The following is a 21260-nucleotide window of genomic DNA, read 5'->3' as shown; positions in this document are numbered from 1 at the left end:
GTTCGTGGTCACGTGGATCGGTCGGCGCCCGCAGCGCGTGGAGGCACCCCGGCTCAATGCCCGGGGTGTGTCACAGTCGAGCGTCAAGGTCGACATCGGGGCCCTCGCACCCGACCTCATGCACTACCTCGGTCAGGCCGCCTACTGCGAGTTGGGCGTCTTCGAAAGCCTCGCCCGCGCCGTCGCCACGGCTCCGAACCTCGCGTCCAAGGAGGGGCTGAGCGCCGCCGCCGGCCGAGCGCTCTCCAAGCACCACGGCCTCATCACCGAGATTCGACGCCGAGGTCACGAACCCGACGCTGTCATGGCCCCGTTCGTGCCGTCGCTCGATCGATTCCGGCAGCAGACCCAGGGTTCGGATTGGCATGAGCTTTTACTGAGCTGCTACCTGGGCGGCGGCCTGCTCGAAGACTTCTTCATTCGGCTCTCCGACGGGCTGCCGCGTGACGTGGGGCCGCGCGTCGCGCAGATGCTCGGCGAGGACTCGGGCACGGACGTCCTCGTGCACGAACTTCAGGCGGCCATCACAGCGGATCCAGCCCTCGGGTCACGGCTCGCCATGTGGGGACGGCGCCTCGTCGGGGACACGCTTCTCATCGCTCGATCCGCCATGCCCGACTGCGATGTGCCGGCCTCGGCCGATTCTCGCATCGAACCTGTCTTCACGGAGCTCATCGCGGCGCACACCCGGCGCATGGACGGCCTCGGCCTCACGGCCTGAGTGGTCCGTCGGCGCCGGCTCACACACAGTGGACCCCCGGACAGCGTTCTCACGAAAATGGGCGCCCGCTTTCGCGTACGCCCACGGTTCGATTTCGCCACGTGTTCCATTCTGCTCAGGCGTTGCCGGGCGCGCCCGTCTTCATAAGGGCGTGCAGCAGCGTGCTGTCGGCACGCGTGCGACGCCGCGCGAGTACGAGCTGCGCCACGACGGATGCCGCAGCGGCGGCCCCGAGGGACACCCACCAGATCGCTCCAGCGTCCCATTTCCAGCCGAGCCAGGTGAGCGCCACCCAGACCGCCGATGCGACCAGCATGGCGAGCGCGGGAATCAACACAACACCCATGGTCGACCGCCCGGGCAGGAGGTAGCGGGCCGCGAGTCCCAGCAGTGCGCCGCCGAGAGCCACGAACAGCAATTCCATGAGCGCTTAGGCGACGAAGCCGACGTGGCGCGACTGCTCGGAACCGAGCTCGACGTAGGCGAGGCCCACTGTCGGAATGATGTACACCTTGCCCTTGTCGTCGCTGAGCTTCAGAAACCCGGTCTGAGCGGCGAGTGCGGCCGCGACAGTTTCCTCGATCTCGTTTGCGGGCTGTGAGGTCTCGAAACCAATCTCACGGGGAGAGTTGAAGATGCCAATGCGGATATCCACCAGATGAGCCTTTCGTTGCTTAACCGTCAGGTTACGACAGAACGGCACGCCCGCCCGACACCGTTCACTGTCGGCGCAACCCGATACCGTGGAATTGTGAACACCTCCCCTCTGGCCGACGTCATCGATGCCCGAACGAGCCCCTCGAACCTCGGACCGGCAACCGTCGTGCTCGACGAAACCCAGCGCGCCGCCGTGGATCTGCCTGACGGCGCGTCGTGCGCTGTGATCGGTGCTCCCGGCACGGGTAAGACCAGCACCCTCATCGAACTCGTCGCGGACCGAATCCTGCTGCGCGGATACGCGCCGGGGCAGGTGCTCGTGCTTGTGCCCACGCGGACGGGGGCCACGACCCTGCGAGACAGGCTGGGTCTCCGGCTGGGCATACCGACGAACGGCCCTCTCGCCCGCAGCGCCAATTCGGTGGCTTTTCAGATCGTTCGCGGCGCCGAGGCCGCCGCCGGTCGGCCGGCGCCCACGCTGCTCACGGGCGGTGAGCAGGACCAGATCATCGCGGAACTCCTGGCGGGGCATGAGACCGACCAGGCTCAGGCCATCGATCCTCAGGTGCCGGTGTGGCCGGAGGTTCTCGGCGGGGACGTACGGCGACTGCGCGGATTCCGCACGGAGTTGCGGGACCTCATGATGCGTGCCGTGGAATACGGGGTAACCCCGGGGGAGCTGGCGCGGCTCGGTCGAACGGCGGAACGCCCGGAGTGGGTGGCCGCGGCCGAGTTCATTCGCGGTTACGAAGACATCAAAGACCAGACACGGCCCGGGCAGTACGATTCGACGGAGCTTGCTCGGTACGCGGCGGCGGTCGTTGCACGTGCACCGGCCGGTGTGGCAGGTGCGGAGTTGCTCGGAACGCTCGCCGGCATCCGCCTCATCGTGCTGGACGACGCACAGGAAACCACCCAGGCAACACTCGGTCTGCTCGCCCAATTCGTGGCCAGGGGAGTCTCCGTAGTCGCGTTCGGCGATCCCGACATCACAACGGGATCCTTCCACGGTGCCCACCCGCACACGCTCGGCCGTCTGGGCTCCTACCTCAACGCCCCGGTCGAACGCCCGCTCATACTGGGTACCGTCTACCGGCATGGCAGCGCCGTCCGCGAGGTGGTGCGCGAGATCACGCACCGCATCGGAACCGCGGCGGCGGGAACCCACCGCGCGGCCTCGAGTGCCCATTCCGTTAGTGCCTCGACGGGCGAGGCCCCCACGTCGGCGGGCCGAGGTGAGACGGCCGATGACGGCGTGCACACCGTCATTGTGGACAGCCAGGCGGAGCAACTCGCCGTGATCGCCAGGCGACTCCGGGAACGCCACGTGATGGGGGAGGTGCCCTGGGGTCAGATGGCCGTGATCGTGCGCAGCGGCTCGCTCGTGCCGGCGCTCTCCCGAGGACTCGCGGCCCTCGAAGTGCCCACCCAGGTGGCGACGGCGCAGACCGCCCTGCGCGATGACTACGCGGTGCGGGCGTTCATCCTGGCGCTTGAGGTGACTCTCGGCCGTCGTGCGCTGGGCGCTGAGACCGCCACGGAGCTGCTACGCGGGCCCCTTGGCGGGCTCGATCCCATTACGCTTCGTCGCCTTCGGGCGGCGCTTCGGCAGCAGGAACTCGGCCGGCCGGACTCGGGAGAGCCGGACTCGGGAGAGCCGAACTCCACAGAGCCGAACTCGGGAGAGCCGGACTCCACAGAGCGGGACTCCACAGGGCCGGACTCGAGTCCGTCGGGGCATGGCTACCGCAGTTCCGACGAATTGCTGGCCGCCGTCTTCACCGATCCCGGCCTGCTGGCCGGCATCGACAACCGCACCGCACGGCGGGCCGCGAGCTGCGCCGAAAGCCTGCGACAGGCATCCATTGAGCACAGGGCCGGCGCCACCATCGAGGAATTGCTGTGGGGTCTGTGGCAGCGCAGCGGCCTGGCCCGGGAATGGAAGGAAGAGTCCACCGGAACGGGCATTGTCGCCGACGAGGCACATCACAATCTGGATGCCGTCGTCGCGTTGTTTTCGGCGGCCCAACGCTACGTGGAGCGCACCCCAGGGGCGCCACCTGTGCTGTTTCTCGAGCATCTGGTCGACACTGACGTGCCGGAGGACACTCTCGCGCCCCGTGCACTGGGCGACGCCGTCACGATATCGACTCCGAGCGGCACGATCAACCGCGACTTCGAGGTTGTGGTGCTCGCGGGCGTTCAGCAGAATGTCTGGCCCGACCTGCGTATCCGAGGTTCACTGCTCGGCGCCGGCGACCTCGGGGCGCTGGCGTCCGGCGGAAGCCTGCCCGGAGGGGACGCCCGCCTCGAGGTGCTGCACGACGAATTGCGTATGTTTGCGCAGGCCGCGAGCCGCGCCCGCGGCGAGTTGCTCGTCACGTGCATCCGCAACGAGGAATACGAACCCTCGGCCTTCCTGCGCCTGCTGCCGGTGCCCGACGCTCCGTCGGGCGACCCCGAGGACCTGAGTCGCTATCCGCTGTCCCTGCGTGGGTTGGCCGGTCGGCTTCGTGCGGACCTGACCCGGTCAGGTGCACAGTCCGCAATCCGGTCAGCGGATGCCGCGGCCACGCTGGCGAGGCTCGCCGCCGAAAACGTTCCCGGGGCTGCTGTCACGCAGTGGTACGGACTCTCCGAGCCGAGCACGGAGCGTCCGCTCAACGATCCAGAGGCCGGCGACAAGCCCGTGCGCGTGTCCCCGTCGAGAATGGCAGCGTTCGAGACCTGCCCGCTGCACTGGCTCATCGGCCAAGTCGGCGGCGGCAACTCAAACACCGCGGCGAACCTGGGCACCATCATTCACAAGGTGATGGAAGACGCCACCGACCGCACCCCGCAAGCCCTCTGGCAGGGCGTCGAGGCGCGGTGGGACGAGCTTCAGTTCGACGCCGAGTGGCAGTCCCGCGTGCAGAAGGTCGAAGCGCGGGCGCTCACCGACCGTCTCGCCTCCTATCTGCTCGACTTCGAGCACACAGGGGGCGAGCTCCTGAGCGCGGAAGGCACCTTCCAACTCGACGTGAACGGCGCCGTGCTCTCGGGCACGATCGACCGGGTGGAACGCCTGAGTGACGGCCGGGCGGTCATCGTTGACTTGAAGACCGGTAGGGGGGACCCCACGAGCGACGCAGGGGTCGTCGAACATCCGCAGCTCGGGGCCTATCAACTGGCCTTCGCCGAGGGAGCGATCGCCGGCATCCCGCACGACACACCCCTCGCCGGCGCGCGGCTCGTGATCGTATCCTCCGGCACCGCCAAGCAGAACTACCGCAATCCCACCCAGCCCGCGTTCAGTCCCGACGAAATCGAGGCCTTTCGTAGCAGGGTGATCGCCGATGCGACCGGCATGGGCGGAGCCACCTTTCTGGCCGAGATCAGTTCGCACTGCCTCGACCCCCGTTCGCACGGCTCGTGCCGCATCCACGTCATCAAGCAGGTCAGTACATGAACCAGGCACGTCCCACCCGACCACCCGTCTCCGCACTCCAGATCGCGGGCACGCTCGGCCTGCCCGCCCCCACCCGTGAACAGCAGGCCGTGATCGAGGCTCCCCTCGCCCCCACGCTGGTGGTCGCCGGCGCTGGCAGCGGCAAGACCGAGACCATGGCCAACCGGGTGCTGTGGTTGCTCGCGAACGGCCACGTCCGCGCCGATCAGGTGCTCGGCCTCACGTTTACGCGCAAGGCTGCCGGGGAACTGTCCGAGCGCATCAACCGGCGCATTCTCGAGCTCGACGCCGCGGGACTGCTGCCGAGCGCGGAGGCTCTCGGCGCCGACGTGCCTGGCGCCGACGCGCCTCTGGCGGAGGTGGCCGACGCCGGGGATCTGTTCAACACTCCGAGTGTGTCCACGTACAACTCCTTCGCGAGTCGGCTCTTCACCGACAACGCGCTCCTCCTCGGCCGCGAACCCGAGTCTGTGCTGCTCACCGAGACTTCTGCGTGGCTCCTCGCCCGCCGCGTCGTGGTCGAGCACGGAGATGCTCGTTTGGTGCCGTTCGGCAAGAACGTCGACGCTGTGACCGACGCTGTGCTCTCACTGAGCCGGGCCCTCGCCGAAAACCCGCCCGATTTCCGTCGCGGAGAACCCAGGGTGCCCCACGACCTGGGAGCGCTCGCCGTCGGCTTCGACTACCTCACCGATCTGCCGTACGGCAATCCGCGAAAGAAGATTCCGTACAGTTCCGTCGTCGATTCGCTCGCGGCCGTCCTCCCGCTCGCGGTCCTCGCCGACCTCGCTGCCCGCTACAGCGATGAGAAGCGACGCCTCGGCCTGATCGAGTTCTCCGACCAGGTGGCCCTGGCCCTGCAGGTATGCCAAAAGGTCGACTCCGTCGTGGCGCGGTACCGCGATAACTATCGGGTCGTGCTGCTGGACGAGTACCAGGATACCTCCGTGTTACAGACCGAGCTGCTGCACACTCTCTTCGCCAGACACCCCGTGATGGCTGTGGGTGACCCGCACCAGTCCATCTACGGATGGCGCGGCGCCAGTTCGGCCAACCTGCTCGGCTTTTCCCAGGACTTCGCCGGAACATCCAACCGGGCCGCGCCCGCCATGAGCCTCTCGGTCACCTGGCGTAATCCGGTGACGGTGCTCGACGCTGCTAACGCCCTGGTTGCCCCCCTGAGCGAAGCCCTTCGCGCGCGCCCTGACGGTATCCAGGTCGAGACGCTCACGATTCCTGCCGGAAAGGCACAGGGCCGGGTAGAGGCAGTGATGGCCGAAACCATGGCCGAGGAGGCGCGGGCCGCAGCCGAGTGGTTTGCGCAGCGGATGCCGGCCGGCAGCCACAGGTCCGGCGCGATGCTCTTTCGGGCCCGCCGAGACATGGAATTCTTCGCGGAGGTGCTGCGCGAGCACGGCGTCCGCGCGCACGTTCTCGGCCTCGGCGGTTTGTTGTCCACTCCGGAGGTGGCCGATGTCGTCAGCGCGCTACGTGTCATCCACGACCCAGCGGCCGGAAGCGAACTCGTGCGCCTGCTGAGCGGCGGACGGTACCGAATCGGCGTACGCGACCTCGCGGCGCTCGCCGGGGTGGCGCGCTGGCTCGCGGCCCATGACTGGGCGCAACAGGCGGTGCCCCAGGAACTGACCGACAAGATGCGGGCATCCGTGGGCGTCGACGAGGGGAGTTCTCTCGTCGACGCGCTCGATTTCCTGGCAGCTGCCCCGGAGATGCACGGCCAGTTCGCCGCGTTCACCGACATCGGCCGCACGCGACTGCGGGCGGCGGGGCGCCAACTCGCCTGGTTGCGCTCGCGGGCCGGACTGCCTCTTCTCGACTTTGTGAGGCTGATCGAACAGGAGCTCCTGCTTGACATCGAGTTGGTGGCGAATGAATCGAACGGGCTGGGTCTCGCCAACCTCTACGCTTTCCATGACACGGTGTCCGGGTTCCTTGACAGCGACGAACAGGGCACCCTCGGCAATTTTCTGCGCTGGCTGGGTCGCGCCGCACAGTCCGACGATATGGGCCCCCGCCTCGAGGCAGCCGAGAAAGGCACTGTGCAACTCCTGACCATCCACGGTGCCAAAGGGCTGGAATGGGATTACTGCGCGATTCCCAACCTCACCGAAAAGAGCCTGCCCGCCCAGAGCCGGGACTCGTCAGGGTGGATGCGCTTCGGCGAACTCCCGTACGTCTTCCGCGGCGACCGTACGGAGCTTCCGCAGCTCGAGTGGCGCGAGCACGAGACCCAGCTGTCTTACGACCAGGCATTCACCCTGTATAAGGCGGAGCTTGCGGCCCGTCATGACGACGAGGAACGACGGCTCATCTACGTGGCGACGACGCGCTCGCAGAGCGAGCTGCTGTTGACAGGATCATTTTGGGGCCTGGGCACGACCCAGCGCGCACCGAGCCGATACCTGCTGGAGTTGGCCGCGGCCGGGCTGATCGCCCCGATCCCCGAGACGAGCGACGTGACCGAGAAACCCGAGGACACGCAGAGTGGCGCAGAGGTGTGGCCGTTCGACCCTCTGGGCGTGCGGCGACAAATTGTGGAGGCCGCGGCGGATCGTGTTCGCGAGGCAGCCGAAACAGATCTGGCTCGAGAGAACCGCTGGTCGCACATCGTCACGCTCCTACTCCGGGAACGATCGCTTCGACTCGCCGGCACCGACGAAGCCCCGCTGCCCACGCGAATACCGGCGTCCAGATTCAAGGACTATGTCGACGACCCTGCCGGGGTCGCGGCTCGCTTGCGCCGCCCAATGCCGGAGCGTCCCTACCGGGCGACGCGCCTCGGTACCCTTTTTCACTCCTGGGTCGAACAGCGCGGAGGGGCATCGGCCCGCGGCGACGTCATCGACGCGGGGAATGACGAAATCGACGGCCTCGATCTGGCCGCCGGAGACACGGACGACGCGGGCACCCCGCCCGTGGACTGGACGCACGCCGAGGAGCAGGCGCTCGAGCGGTTGAAGGCCACTTTCGAACGGTCTCCGTGGGGCGACCGCCGGCCGGAAGAGGTCGAGATCGAGATCCATCATCCGCTCGCCGGGCAGGTTTTCGTGTGCAAGCTTGACGCGGTCTACCGCACCGAGACGGGCTACCAGGTCGTGGACTGGAAGACCGGGCGCGCACCCACAGACGCCGCCGATCTGGAACTCAAGCAGACCCAGCTCGCGCTCTACCGCCTCGCCTATGCCCGCTGGAAAGGGATCGATCCTGATCTCGTCACTGCGGTGTTCTATTTCGTGGCGGACGACATCATCGTGGCCCCCGACCGGCTCTATTCGGAGGCAGATCTTCTGCGGGCGTGGTCCTCGGTGACCGAGTCGGGAAGGGGAATCGGTCCGGTTGCGTCGTCCGTGGGGTCTGCCGGCACCGGCGACTGAGCGGTGTCGTGAGCCTCAACGCTATTGAACTCGCCCGACTGCAGGTCGGAGAAATTGTAGCTGTCGGTGTGCATCGAGTTGTCGCGGGGCTGGGCGCCGGTGCGGTCTCGTGCGCGTCTGGGCGTTTGGTCGAGCATGCTCTCGACGTCGGCCACATCGAGCACAGGACCGGTCGCGGGAGAGAGCGGGTGCATCGTGTGACTGTGCACTGTCTCGACCAGGCCGTCAAGCATCACCACCGCATCGTCCACGATGGACTGGTTGCGAGTCGATGTACCGTGCAGCAGCCAGCGGGCCAGCTCAAGCTCGGCGTAGAGCAGGGCGCGTTGCGTGATGCGGGTATCACCGCTCTGCCGGGCAGCCGTGTACGCGGAGATCGCCGTTTCGGCTGCTTCCCCCCGGGCGGAGAGCAGCCAGTGCAGGTCACGCGCGGGGTCGCCCACGCACAGGCCGGACCAGCCGAGCACACCGGACACTGAATCGTCCGTGATGAGCAGCGAATCCGCCGACATCGAGCCGTGCACGACCGTCGGCGCGAACTGCCAGAGGGCGTCGTCATCCGTGGCTTGTTCCCAGCGACGCAGCAGGGCGGCGGGCAGATAGCCGGTGTTCGCCGCCTGATCGATGATCTCGATCGTGGACGTGCGGCACTGCTCTGCGCTCTGCTGGGGCAGCCCCGCGGTTCCCACGAATGCCGTGGGGAGGCCATGGATGGCGGCTATGCCGCGCCCGATCGACCCTGCCACACCCTCGTGCCCGGTGAGGGCATCCGCGTCGAAGGTGTCGCCGGCCAAGAGTTCGTATACGATGGCGCGCGTTCCGGCGATCGGGGTCTGCCCCACGAATTCGGGAACGTCGAAAGGGAGTCTGCTGCGATTGCCCGCGGTAAGCGCGCGCAGCGCCACGAGGTCGGCGGACTGTTCAGTTTCGGCGGATTGGCTGTTGGGTACGCGAATTATCAGCGTGCGGTTGTCGGCAGTGACGATGAGCGCCGAGTCGAACATTCCGTGCGCGCCGGCGCTGTGTCGACGCGCCTGGGCGACGTCGAGCCCCGAGACGGCGGACGTGGCCAACGCGGCTAGAGTGAGAGGGGATCTGGCCATGCCTCCTAGGTTAGGTCGACTTGCCTGTGGTGAGCCTGTTCGCCACGCCCGCACAAAATTTCCATGCGCCAAAGCCCGGAGAAATCACCCATGTCGTTCAGATTCACGACGCGGCTGCCGCTGTCGCGCCACGCCGTCGACCGCGATCACACAGTTCGTGCCACACCGGGCCTGCTGCACGATCTCGGGGCGGATGCCGACACGCGCGTTCTCGTGCTGTGGCACGGCAAGGCGTTGCTCGAGTGGCCACCCGTTTCCGAGGTTCTAACCAGGTCGTCGTCGCCCCGGCTAGAGCTCGTGCCGACCCATCGTGTTCCCGTGACGGCGCTCCGGGTGTACCTGGGCCGGTCGCTCTCTCCCGAATCGGCGGAGCCGGTCGGCACCCGACTCGTTGCCGCCGTGCTGAGTGACGAGGAAGCCGCCGCCCTCGAGCCGAATGAAGCGCGCTGGGCGGGGTTGCGTGCCGTGGTCACCGACCTGAGCGATCGAGATGCCGGACTCTTCACCGAGGCGCTCGGCGTGGTGAATTGGCACGACTCACACGCTTTCTGTCCACGCTGCGGGGCTGCCACCACGATCGAGGATGCCGGCTGGGTGCGCCGGTGCCCGGCCTGTGGAAACCAGGTCTTTCCGCGCACCGACCCCGCCGTCATCGTGCTCATCACCGATAGTGAGGACCGCCTTCTGCTCGGTTCAAACGCCCTGTGGGAGAACAACAGGTTTTCGCTCCTGGCCGGCTTTGTGGAGCCGGGCGAGCCGCTCGAGGCGGCCGTGGTGCGGGAGATGTTTGAGGAATCCGGACTGCGCGTGACCGACCCCGTGTATCTCGGATCCCAACCCTGGCCCTTCCCGGCGTCGATCATGTGCGGCTTCACGGCCCGGCTGGCCGACGATCAGGCCGCGGCGGACCTGCTGCCCGACGGCGAGGAAATCCTCGACCTGCGCTGGTTCAGCAGGCAGGACCTGCGGGATGCCGCCGAGTGGCTGATTCTGCCGGGGGCGTCCTCAATCGCCCACGCCATGATTGAACAATGGCTCACGGGGACGCCCGCTTCGCGGGCGGAATCCCGGTTGCCGTGACGATCACCGCTGCGTCGCTGCTCGCCGGACTCGACGATCAACAGCGCGTCGCCGCCGAGGCCCTCATCGGTCCGGTCTGCATGCTTGCCGGTGCCGGCACCGGCAAGACCCGGGCCATCACGCACCGCATCGCGTACGGAGTGATGACCGGTGCCTACGCACCCAACAGGGTGATGGCCCTCACGTTCACGTCCCGGGCCGCAGCCGAACTCCGCGGACGATTGCGCCAACTCGGCGCCGGCGGGGTCGCCGCCCGCACCTTCCATGCGGCGGCAATGTCGCAACTCAACTACTTCTGGCCGCATGTCGTGGGAGGGGTGGCCCCGCGAATTCTGGACGGAAAGGGCCGCCTGCTGGGACACGCTGCCGAGGCCCTGCACCTCAAACTCGACACGGCCACGCTGCGCGACCTCGCAGCCGAGATCGAATGGCGTAAGACATCAGGGTTGGGGATCGACCAGTATGCGGCGGGAATCGCCAGTCGCAGCCTTCCTGGCCGGCTCGACCTCGAGCAGGTTGTAGCCATGCAGCAGACCTATGAACGGCTCAAGGACGAGCGCAAGCAGATCGATTTCGAAGACGTGCTACTGGCCATGGCCGGCATGATCGAGGCGGAGCCCTCCGTGGCCCTGCAGGTGCGGGAGCAGTATCGATTTTTTGTCGTCGACGAATATCAGGACGTCTCGCCCCTGCAGCACGACCTGCTGGCCCTGTGGCTGGGCGACCGACGAGACCTGTGCGTGGTGGGCGACGCCAGCCAGACGATCTACTCCTTTGCGGGCGCCCGCAGCGACTATCTGCTCGATTTCCCCAAACGCTACGAAGACGCGACTGTCGTGCGCCTGGAACAGAACTACCGGTCCACGCCGCCGATCGTCGCGGCGGCCAATCAGCTCATGCGCGGGCGTCCCGGCGCGCTCACCCTGCATGCGGCATCCGCGGAGGTCGGCGTCGATCCGCAGGTGCATGACTATGCCAGCGATATGGCCGAGGCCAGGGGGGTTGCCCAGCACATCGTCGAGCTGATCGAGGGTGGTGCCAAGCCTGAGGACATCGCCGTGCTCTTTCGAGTGAACGTGCAGGCAGCCCTGCTCGAAACGGCGCTCGGCGATGTCGGCGTCAGCTACCAGATTCGGGGAGCGAAACGGTTCTTCGATCTGCAGGAGGTCAAGCAGGCCGTGATGAGCCTGCGGGCGGCATCCGTTTCGATCATGGGCGAGCCACTGTTCAAATCCGTCAGTGACGTGCTTCGGTCTCTGGGCTGGAGCCAAACCGCGCCGGAGACACGCGGCGCAGTGCGCGACCGGTGGGAATCGCTCAACGCCATCATGGGGCTCGTGGACCAGGCCGCACCCGGAACCACTTTCCGCGCCTTCACCGACGAGCTCATGGAACGCCAGGCCGGCCAGCACGAGCCGACGGTCTCGGCCGTCACACTCGCCACGATGCATTCGGCAAAGGGGCTTGAATGGGACGTGGTGTTCGTCATCGGGCTGAGCGAAGGACTCGTGCCGATCAGCTACGCGAGCACCTTCGATCAGATTGATGAGGAACGACGTCTGCTGTATGTCGGCATCACCCGTGCCCGCAAACGCCTCGCGCTCAGCTGGTCCAGGCTCGGGCAGCAACAGCGCTCGGGCCGAGAGCGATCTCGGTTTCTGACAGAGATCGGCAGCCGCACCGCACGTGCGGGCGGTGTGCGCGGCGCGTGACGGCACGGGTGACGGCGTTGATCACGAGCGAGTAGGCCTCGGCGGAGGCAGCCGGGAACTCAGTGGTTCCCGTCAGGATCGACGCGCCCGAGATCAGGCGCTCGAGCACGAGCAGACCCGTGCGTGCCGCCACCTCGGCGGCCAGTGTCGAGGTCTCCGTCTCGGCGCGCCGGCGCAGGAGTTGGGTGGCCAGGGCGGGCCAGGCCGGGTCCCGATCCCGGTGGTGGAGGTCGACGCACAGGAGACAGGGGCCGCTGCCCGGTTCCACGAGCGGGCCGATGCGAACTTCGGTGTCGCTGAATACCACGGGCAGTTGCGGTACGTCGCGGCGCAGCCAGCGCGTGTGCCTGGCCGGTTCGAGAACGTAGTGGCCGATCAAGACGGCGAGTGCCGGGTCGTCGCCCGAAGCCGTGTCGGGCGCCGTGCCAACCGGCACGCCCAGGTCATGCAGCAACCCACGAAGTCGCTCTGATGTCGGTCCGGCTCCGTCCACCAGCACTGTGTCGACCACGACAGGACCGATCTCGTCACCGTGACGCGGCACGGACGTTCGCAGTGCTGGGGCCAGCTCGTCGATGAGCCGTTCGACGGCCGCGACGGATGCGCCGGCCTCGGTGCCGATGAGGATGGCTCCCGACCTCGGCAGTCCCGACTGAAGCGCCCACAGCACGGCTTCGAGACCGGCCGTCACTCCCGTGACGATGACGACGGGGTTGTCGATGCCTACCTGGACGGTGTCGGGAGTTCGCCAGACAACCGGGAGGAGTGGGTTCAGCTGAATCACCATGGAGCGATGATGCACCCGACGTCTCCGTCCCGGGAGTTATCCACAGCCCCACGTTCACGCGGATACACAAACGCCCCCGTTGTGTGGTGGGACTCACGACACAACGGGGGCGTTTTGGTAGATCAGGGGCTTTCGGACTGTCCTAGTACTCGATAACGACGCGGCCGTCGATTTTGCCGCGCTTCATCTCCTCGAGCACCTCATTGACCTCGCCGAGCTTGCGCGTGGTGACGGTCGGGTGGATCTCACCGCGAGCATAGAACGCGAGGGCTTCCTCCATGTCCTGCCGGGTGCCCACGATCGAGCCGCGGATGGTGAGGCCCTTGAGCACGATGTCGAAGATCGGTGCGGGGAAGTCTCCCGGCGGCAGGCCGTTGAAGACGATGGTGCCGCCGCGACGGGTCATGCCAATGGCCTGACCGAACGCCGCCGGATGCACAGCGGTCACGAGAACGCCGTGTGCTCCGCCGGTCGCCTTCTGGATGGCCGCGATCGGGTCCTCGTTGAGGGCGTTCACCACGATTTCGGCGCCATGCTTCTTGGCCAGGGCGAGCTTGTCGTCGGCGATGTCGACTGCCGCCACGCGCAGGCCCATGGCCTTGGCGTACTGGACGGCAATGTGTCCGAGGCCACCGATGCCGGAGATGACAACCCACTGGCCCGGGCGGGCCTCGGTCATCTTGAGGCCCTTGTACACCGTGACGCCGGCGCACAGCACGGGAGCGATCTCAATCGGGTCGGACCCGGCGGGGATCTTCACGGCGAACCGGGCGTCCACGAGCATGTACTGGCCGAACGAGCCGTTGACGCTGTAGCCGCCGTTCTGCTGGGTCTCACACAGGGTTTCCCAGCCGGTACGGCAATACTGGCAGCTGCCGCAGGCGGACCAGAGCCATGCGTTGCCGACGCGCTCGCCGACTTCGAGGTTGGTGACGCCGTCGCCGAGGGCTACGACCTCGCCGACTCCCTCGTGGCCGGGAATGAAAGGTGGGCTCGGCTTCACCGGCCAGTCGCCTTCGACGGCGTGCAGGTCGGTGTGGCAGACACCGGAGCTGATGAGCTTGACGAGTGCCTGGCCGGGGCCGGGCTGCGGGACGGCGACCTCATCGATTGTGAGGTCCTGTCCGAATTCCTTGACGACTGCCGCCTGCATTGTTGTGGGTGTGCGAGTTGACTTATAACGAGCTTTGAACTCGTCTGTTGCACCGTCCTGAGTGGGCTGCGCGTAAATAGTCATGACCTGGCTCCTTCGGTTGGGACGTCTCTGTCCGTTCCCAGAACAGTAGGGCGGGCAACGTTGCGGAAACGTTGCAGGCGGGTTGCGGTGCCGCTCGGCATCACAACCCGCCTGTTCTCGCGCGCTCGCTTACTCCTCGATCGGGCGTGCCGTTCCGTCGTCCCTGAGCAGGTCTTCGAGGGCCTTATCCATCTCGTCGAGCTCTGGTGTGACGCCCTGAGCGGCGCTTGTGAGCCGGGCCACCAGTGCCTGGGGGTCGTCGATGTCGTCCGAGGTTGGCACGATGTCGGGATGCGCCCACAGGGCGTCCCTCGCCTCGTTGCCCACGGCATCCGTCACGGCCTGCCACATGGCCGCCGCCTCTCGCAGGCGTCGCGGCCGCAGTTCCAGCCCCACGAGGGTGGCGAATGCCGACTCGGCCGGACCGCCGGAGGCCCGGCGCCGCTTCACGGTCTCGGCGATGGCGTCGGCCTTGGGCAGCCGGCTGGTGGCCTCGACGGTCACCACGTCGACCCACCCCTCAATGAGCGCGAGCATGGTTTCGAGGCGTCCGAGGGCCTGCAGCTGCGCCTCGGATTTAGGCGGGATGAGGGATCCGTCCACCATCGCCTGGCGAAGTTCTTCGGGGTTGGCCGGATCGAAGCCAGCGGCCAGGTCTTCGAGCCGGCTCGAGTCGATGGTGATCCCGCGGGCGAATTCGGTGATCGAGCTGATCAGGTGAAGCCGCAGCCAGCGAGCGTGGCGGAAGAGTCGCGCGTGCGCGAGCTCGCGCACGGCCAGGTAAATCTGTACCTGGTCTGCCGGAACGTCGAGGCCCTCGCCGAATGCGGCGACGTTTTGCGGGAGCAGAGCGGCCTGTTGCTCGCCGAGCAGGGGGATGCCCACGTCGCCGCCAGACACGACCTCGCTCGCGAGCTGGCCGACGACCTGGCCCAGCTGCATGGCGAACAGGGTGCCGCCGATGCTGCGCACGATCTGGCTGGCGTTGGCGATCATGCTCTGCAGCTCTTCAGGTGCCTGGTCGGTGAGCACGCGGGTGAGAGAGTCGGAGATGCTTGTGGCCACTGGCTCGGCCAGCTGGGTCCACAGCGACATCGTGCCGGTCACCCATTCGCGCCGGGTCATCAGACGAGGTTCCACCGTGAGTTCGGCCACGGAGATCACGTCGTCAAGCCACAGGGCGGCAATGTGGAAGGCCTGCGTGAGCTGGGCCTGTTGTTCGGTCGTCGGGCTGAGCTGGCCCGCGGCCGCACGCTCCTGGCCTTGGGTGAGAGCGATCTCCCAGTTCACGCCGTCACCGCCAGCGCTGTTATTCAGGGCGCCCTGCAGCTGGCTCATCAACGCGGCCAGGCTGGCCGGGTCCCCGGCCAATCCCGCGGCTCCGGCCAACTGGCTCGGATCGATCGACGACTTGCCCGACAGAATGTCACGCAGCATGTCGCGGAACTCGTCTTCGGGGTTCTGACCTTCATCGGGTCGGGAGTCTTCAGCCACTTCAGGCACCTCTCAGTTACGTACTTCTACGCTAGTGCGAGAACCCCGCCGGAGCTGGGAATAGACCTAAGGTAGAGGGTTGCGCTGTCCGCCTGTCGCGAACAGCCCGGCACGAGCCGACACAGAGCACGACCCGACACAAGGATGGAAGTAACGCGGTGGCGCTTTTCACCGAACAGCCGAGCGAGCGCACCGGCGAACCCCGCCGTCGCGGGGGCGTGAAGGGATGGGCGATCCTCGGGGTCGCCCTCGTTGCCGGCATCGCCCTGGGCGTTGTGCCGTCCCCGTACGTGATCGAGGAACCAGGTCCCGTCTACAACACCCTCGGCACGGCGCCCAACGCCGACGACGTCGAGACCCCGCTCATCTCGATTCCCGACGAGACCGTGTACCCGACAGAGGGCAACCTCGACCTGCTCACAGTGTCGGTCTTCGGCAACCGGGAAACCAGGCCGAGCTGGCTCGCCGTTGCCACGGCCTGGCTCGATCCGAGCCAGGCCGTCATTCCGGTTGACCAGGTCTTCCCCGATGACGTGACCACCGAGCAACGCGACTCCCAGAACCAGGCCGCGATGGTGAATTCGCAGCAGGATGCGATCGCTGCGGCGCTCACCCACCTCGACTACGACTACCCCACGACGGTCTCCGTCGTGAGCCTCCCCGACGGGTCCCCGGCAGAGGGACTGCTGCAGGACGGCGACATCATCACCGCGGTCGACGGCACGGCAGTCGGAAACATATCGGAGTTGCGGGCCGCGCTGCAGATCGCCGGCATCGACGCGCCCGTCGCCGTGGACGTCCTGCGCGACGGTACGCCCCAGACCATCGAGGTCACGCCGATCGAGAACGCCGGGAGCGTCGTGCTCGGCATCAATGTGACAACGACCTATCAGTTTCCCTTCACCGTCGAACTCGAACTCGACAGGGTCGGCGGCCCGAGTGCCGGAATGATGTTCGCTCTGGGCATTATCGACAAGCTCACCCCGGATTCTCTCCAGGGTGGCGCCCACGTCGCGGGGACCGGAACGATCGACCAGGCCGGCGACGTGGGCCCGATCGGCGGCATCCAGCAGAAGCTTTACGGGGCACGGGACGCCGGCGCGGAGTGGTTTCTGGCCCCGGCAGACAATTGCGACGAGGTGACGGGCCACGTGCCGGACGGCCTCACGGTCTTCTCTGTGAAAACCCTCGACGAAGCCATCACGGCACTCGACGCGGTTCGAACCGGAGCGGACACGAGCGGCCTGCCTTCCTGCCCGTCAAAATGATGTGAGTCCTGCTCAGGGCCTATTTCGGTGTTGACCCGGAGTTGGATTTACTAAGATGGGAGAGTCCCTGATCTGACAGAGCATGAGGCCAATTCGTGACATCTTCACCCGACAGCGCTCCCCGACGGAGCCGAACCCCGCTTGCCATCACGGCAGCGATAGTGGCGGGGTTGGTGATCCTGTTCTTTATCTTTGCTGGACTGTATACCGATGTGCTGTGGTTTGACCAACTGGGGTTCCTCAACGTATTGACGACCCAGTGGATCGCGACCGCGGTGCTCTTCCTGGTCGGCTTCATCGCGATGGGCGTTCCCGTCTGGATTAGCATCCAGATCGCTTACCGGATGCGTCCGGTGTACGCGAAGCTCAATTCCCAGCTTGATCGCTACCAGCAGGTCATCGAGCCGCTGCGCCGTCTCGCGATGTATGGCATCCCTGCGCTGCTCGGCCTCTTCGCCGGTGTCGCCGCTGCCACGCAGTGGCAGGTTGTGCTGATGTGGCTGAACCGCAGTGAAGTCGGTCGCACCGACCCGCAGTTCGGTTTCGACATCTCCTTCTACCTCTTCGACCTGCCGTTCTACCAGGCGGCACTCGGATTCGCGTCGGCGGTTGTGCTCATCTCTGCCCTCGTCGCCCTTGCTACGAGCTACCTGTACGGGTCCATCAGGGTGAGCGGACGCGAGATCATCATCTCGAAGGCCGCCCGCGTGCAGATTGCCGTTACCGCCGGACTTTACCTGCTCCTGCAGGCTGTCAGTATCTGGACGGACCAGTACTCGACCCTGACCAACCAGGGCAGCATCCTCACCGGTGCCAGCTATACCGACGTCTTCGCCACGATCCCGAGCCGTGCCATCCTCGCCGGCATCGCTGCCGTCGTCGCCCTGCTCTTCTTACTGACCGCCGTAATCGGTCGCTGGCGCCTGCCGATCATCGGCACCGCGCTCCTGATCGTGTCGAGTCTGCTGATCGGATCGCTCTACCCCTGGGTCGTGCAGCGCTTCCAGGTCGACCCCAGTGCTCGTGCGCTTGAGGCCCCCTACATCGAGAAGAACATCAACCTCACCCGCGACGCCTACGATCTGGCTGGCGTGGAAGAGATCCCGTACAACGCCTCGACGACCGCAGAGCCCGGCGCGTTGCGGGAAGACGCCACGACCACCGCAAATATCCGCATTCTCGACCCGGCCCTCGTGAGCGACTCGTTCGGCCAGCTCGAGCAGTTCCGCCAGTACTACCAGTTCCCGTCCAACCTCGACGTGGACCGCTACATGATCGACGGCAAGTCCCAGGACACCGTCGTCGCGGTGCGTGACCTCAACCTCGACGGGTTGAACGCCGGTAACACCTGGGTCAACTCCAAGACCATCTACACCCACGGCTACGGTGTTGTCGCGGCCTACGGCAACCAACGTTCCGCCGACGGCCAGCCCGTGTTCCTGGAGTCTGGCATCCCGACCTCTGGGGCCCTCGGCGACTTCGAACCACGCATCTACTTCGGTGAGACGTCGCCCGAATACTCCATTGTCGGAGCCCCGGAGGGCCAGGACCCGATCGAACTCGACTACCCGTCGGGAACCGAAGGCGCCGGCCAGACCTACACCACGTTCAGCGGCGACGGCGGACCGAAGCTTGACAACCCGTTCAAACAGCTGATCTACGCACTCAAGTTCCAGTCGGAGCAAATCTTCTTGGCCAACGCGGTCAACGAGGAGTCGCAGATTCTGTACGACCGTGACCCGATCACGCGTGTGCAGAAGGTTGCGCCCTACCTCACCCTCGACTCCGACGCCTACCCCTCCGTCGTTGACGGTCGGGTCAAGTGGATCGTGGACGGCTACACCACGAGTGCGAACTACCCGTACTCGACCCCGGTCAGCCTGAGCGACGCGATCACCGACACCGAAACCCCGCCGCAGCCGTTCGCGCTCGACAGCATCAACTACATGCGCAACTCGGTCAAGGCCACCGTTGACGCGTACAGCGGAGAGGTCACCCTCTACGCTTGGGACGACGAGGAGCCCCTGCTCGAGACCTGGCAGAAGATCTTCCCGTCGACCGTCAAGCCGATGAGCGAGATGAGCGGCGACCTGATGAGCCACGTTCGCTACCCGGCGGACCTCTTCAAGGTGCAGCGAGCGATCCTGGGCCAGTACCACGTCACAGACCCCGGTTCGTTCTATTCCAAGGACGACGCCTGGATCTCCCCGAACGACCCGGACTCGCCCGCGTCGAACCCCACCCTGCAGCCCCCGTACTACCTCACGATGCAGGTACCCGGGCAGGACGCCCCGTCGTACTCGCTGTACACGACGTTCCAGCCTGAAGCCACGGGAGCATCGAGTCGAAACGTGCTCTACGGCTACCTCGCCGTTGACGCCGATGCCGGCGCCTCCGATGGAGAACGTGCCGAGGGATACGGCAAGATGAGGCTGCTCACGCTGCCGAAGGATGGCACTGTTCCCGGCCCCGGCCAGGTGCAGAACGTGTTTAACGCCGACCCGACGGTGTCGACCGAGCTCAACCTGCTTCGCCAGGGTTCCTCGACCGTGCTCAACGGTAACCTGTTGACCCTCCCGGTCGGCGGCGGGTTGCTCTACGTGCAGCCGGTCTACGTGCAGTCAACGGGTGAGACGAGCTACCCGCTGCTCCAGAAGGTCCTCGTCGCCTTCGGCGACCAGATCGCATTCGAGGACACCCTCGACAGCGCCCTGGACGTGCTGTTCGGCGGAGACTCCGGTGCCGCAGCCGGCGACACTGTCGTACCCGTGACGGAGACGGACACGTCGACGACGAGCCCGACAGACGGCGAGACCACCACGGAAGCCCCGACGACCACGACCGGTGACCCGGCAACGGATGCCGGGCTCAAGTCGCTTCTCGCCACGGCCAACACGGCCCTCAGCGAAAAGCAGGCGGCACTGGCGTCCGGCGACTTCGCGGCCTTCGGTGTGGCCGACGCGAAGTTGTCTGATGCGATCGCGAAGATGCTCGCCCTGCTGGGGGAGTAGCGCGCACAGGTACTGCTCGCAGAGCGAATAACAAGAGCCTCGCCCCGATTTCGGGTGCGGGGCCCTTGTTATTTAATACCCAACCGGCATAAATTTGAGCTTAGGAGTGGCTAGTGGTCACGCAGACTTTCAGGGTGTGCTAAATTTGTACTTGTAGCGCGGGGTGGAGCAGTTCGGTAGCTCGCTGGGCTCATAACCCAGAGGTCGTAGGTTCAAATCCTGCCCCCGCAACAGAAAAGTAGTGAAAGGCCTGGAACCAATGGTTCCGGGCCTTTCCTCGTTTAGCCCCCTGGCTAGTTCGGATGGTTCGCGCAGCCGGGTCGAGGATAGTCGCCGGGCTCACGCCTGCTGGGCCGTCCACAGATCCGGTCGGAGTGGGCTAAACTAAATACACCAACGAACATAGCTGGATCGAGAAAAGTCAGTGCGACTAGGCTGTTTCGTAGGATGATTGCCGAAGAGCGGTCAGCGTCGCGGGGTGGAGCAGTTCGGTAGCTCGCTGGGCTCATAACCCAGAGGTCGTAGGTTCAAATCCTGCCCCCGCAACAGAGAATAAAAGAAAGGCCCGGGACCACTGGTTCCGGGCCAGCTCTCGTTAATCCCGAGCGTCGGGCGTGTTCCGATAGCGTGGCACCATGAGCACCGATGACATGCTGAAAACGGTCCGCCACGGAACGGCCTTCTTCGACGGAGAGCTGAATGGGCTTTCCGACGCCGAACTGGACGGCCCTTCGCTGCTGCCAGGCTGGAGCCGGCGTCACGTGGCGGCGCACGTGGGTTACAACGCCTTGGCGATCGCGCGCCTCGTATCCTGGGCCGAAACCGGCGTGGAGACGCCCATGTATGCCAGCTGCGAAGCCCGAAACGAAGAGATTGACTCGGGCGCCGCATTCGAGCCCGACGGGTTGCGAAAACTCTGCCTCCATTCGGGGATGCTTTTGGATAGTGCCTGGACGAACCTTCCCGGGGAGAATTGGGCGGGAGTGGTCCAGACGGCCCAGGGGCGCGTGGTTCCCGTGTCAGAGACCATCTGGATACGCACCCGAGAAGTGTGGGTGCACGCCGTGGACCTTAACACGACAGCGGACTTCAGCGACGTCCCCGGAGCCGTGCTCGAACGCATTCTCGGCGACGTTGTGGAGTCCTGGTCCGTGCGCGGTGAGATCAGCGGTCTGCGGCTCGAGTCGCCGGCAGGGGGCGTCTATGGCGACCAGGCGGCGGCCTACCCGCACGTCGTGACCGGTGACCTGGCGGCGCTGACCCGGTGGGCCTGCGGCCGTTCCGGTTCGGCTGTCACCTCAAACCGGCACGACAGCCCGACGGCGCCGAGCTGGCTGTAGCCCTGGT

General features: G+C 66.3%; 14 protein-coding genes and 2 tRNA genes. 10 read left to right on the top strand and 6 right to left on the bottom strand.

From position 1 onward, the window contains the following. Positions 1-4: 4 nt before the first annotated feature. Entirely contained in the window at positions 5-721 is a 717-nt protein-coding gene (locus BJ997_RS11910; protein ID WP_035834879.1) for a ferritin-like fold-containing protein, read from the top strand. A gap of 115 nt (positions 722-836) precedes the next feature. Here BJ997_RS11910 and BJ997_RS11905 read toward each other — a convergent pair whose 3' ends face one another. Further along, positions 837-1145, bottom strand: coding sequence for a hypothetical protein (locus tag BJ997_RS11905; RefSeq protein WP_035834846.1), 309 nt, complete (start codon positions 1143-1145; stop codon positions 837-839). Positions 1146-1151: 6 nt separating this feature from the next. Next, the gene (locus BJ997_RS11900; protein ID WP_035834849.1) at positions 1152-1376 is read right to left on the bottom strand and encodes a DUF3107 domain-containing protein; all 225 of its coding nucleotides are present in this window, start codon (positions 1374-1376) and stop codon (positions 1152-1154) included. 96 nt (positions 1377-1472) lie between these two features. On the opposite strand from BJ997_RS11900, the gene BJ997_RS11895 reads away from it, so the two are divergent. Together BJ997_RS11895 and BJ997_RS11890 are read left to right on the top strand one after the other, a co-directional pair. Next, complete coding sequence (locus BJ997_RS11895; RefSeq protein ID WP_183323475.1) at positions 1473-4826, top strand: PD-(D/E)XK nuclease family protein; 3354 nt, start codon at positions 1473-1475, stop codon at positions 4824-4826. Next, the gene (locus tag BJ997_RS11890) at positions 4823-8221 is read left to right on the top strand and encodes an ATP-dependent DNA helicase (protein WP_183323473.1); all 3399 of its coding nucleotides are present in this window, start codon (positions 4823-4825) and stop codon (positions 8219-8221) included. Before BJ997_RS11895 ends, BJ997_RS11890 begins: the two co-directional genes overlap by 4 nt. Here the strand turns inward: BJ997_RS11890 and BJ997_RS11885 are convergent. Next, positions 8116-9324 (bottom strand): phosphotransferase, encoded by a 1209-nt coding sequence (locus tag BJ997_RS11885; protein ID WP_183323471.1) that lies wholly within the window; start codon positions 9322-9324, stop codon positions 8116-8118. The genes BJ997_RS11890 and BJ997_RS11885 overlap by 106 nt on opposite strands. A gap of 90 nt (positions 9325-9414) precedes the next feature. Between BJ997_RS11885 and nudC the strand changes: the two genes are divergently transcribed. Both nudC and BJ997_RS11875 read left to right on the top strand, forming a co-directional pair. After that, a complete protein-coding gene (gene nudC / locus BJ997_RS11880) occupies positions 9415-10404 on the top strand; it encodes an NAD(+) diphosphatase (protein ID WP_035834850.1) in 990 nt (329 codons plus the stop codon). After that, positions 10356-12116, top strand: a complete 1761-nt coding sequence (locus BJ997_RS11875) for an ATP-dependent helicase (RefSeq protein WP_084140996.1) — start codon at positions 10356-10358, stop codon at positions 12114-12116. The genes nudC and BJ997_RS11875 overlap by 49 nt, the downstream gene beginning before the upstream one ends. Here BJ997_RS11875 and BJ997_RS11870 read toward each other — a convergent pair. The 3 genes from BJ997_RS11870 to BJ997_RS11860 all read right to left on the bottom strand — a co-directional run bounded on the left by BJ997_RS11870 (position 12007) and on the right by BJ997_RS11860 (position 15634). Then, positions 12007-12903: a hypothetical protein gene (locus tag BJ997_RS11870; RefSeq protein WP_152602053.1), complete on the bottom strand. Its 897-nt coding sequence runs from the start codon at positions 12901-12903 to the stop codon at positions 12007-12009. The two genes, BJ997_RS11875 and BJ997_RS11870, sit on opposite strands and share 110 nt — an antisense overlap. Before the next feature lie 142 nt (positions 12904-13045). Next, a complete protein-coding gene (gene adhP / locus BJ997_RS11865; RefSeq protein WP_183323798.1) occupies positions 13046-14056 on the bottom strand; it encodes an alcohol dehydrogenase AdhP in 1011 nt (336 codons plus the stop codon). 213 nt (positions 14057-14269) lie between these two features. Continuing rightward, positions 14270-15634, bottom strand: a complete 1365-nt coding sequence (locus tag BJ997_RS11860) for a zinc-dependent metalloprotease (protein ID WP_035834852.1) — start codon at positions 15632-15634, stop codon at positions 14270-14272. Positions 15635-15792: 158 nt separating this feature from the next. Between BJ997_RS11860 and BJ997_RS21950 the strand changes: the two genes are divergently transcribed. The 5 genes from BJ997_RS21950 (at position 15793) to BJ997_RS11835 (ending at position 21253) form a co-directional block, all read left to right on the top strand. Continuing rightward, positions 15793-16902 (top strand): YlbL family protein, encoded by a 1110-nt coding sequence (locus tag BJ997_RS21950; protein WP_035834853.1) that lies wholly within the window; start codon positions 15793-15795, stop codon positions 16900-16902. A 95-nt stretch (positions 16903-16997) separates the two neighbouring features. Then, on the top strand, positions 16998-19913 hold the full coding sequence (locus BJ997_RS11850; protein WP_236628710.1) for a UPF0182 family membrane protein: 2916 nt from the start codon (positions 16998-17000) through the stop codon (positions 19911-19913). A gap of 157 nt (positions 19914-20070) precedes the next feature. Then, positions 20071-20144 (top strand) — tRNA-Met (locus tag BJ997_RS11845). A gap of 241 nt (positions 20145-20385) precedes the next feature. Beyond that, positions 20386-20459 (top strand) — tRNA-Met (locus BJ997_RS11840). Between the two features lie 89 nt (positions 20460-20548). Further along, positions 20549-21253: a maleylpyruvate isomerase family mycothiol-dependent enzyme gene (locus BJ997_RS11835; RefSeq protein WP_035834854.1), complete on the top strand. Its 705-nt coding sequence runs from the start codon at positions 20549-20551 to the stop codon at positions 21251-21253. The last annotated feature ends 7 nt before the right edge of the window (positions 21254-21260 follow it).

Source organism: Cryobacterium roopkundense (genome assembly GCF_014200405.1).
GTDB classification, from domain to species: domain Bacteria; phylum Actinomycetota; class Actinomycetes; order Actinomycetales; family Microbacteriaceae; genus Cryobacterium; species Cryobacterium roopkundense.
Note: the sequence above shows the minus strand (reverse complement) of the source record. Positions and strands in the feature narration are given on the sequence as shown.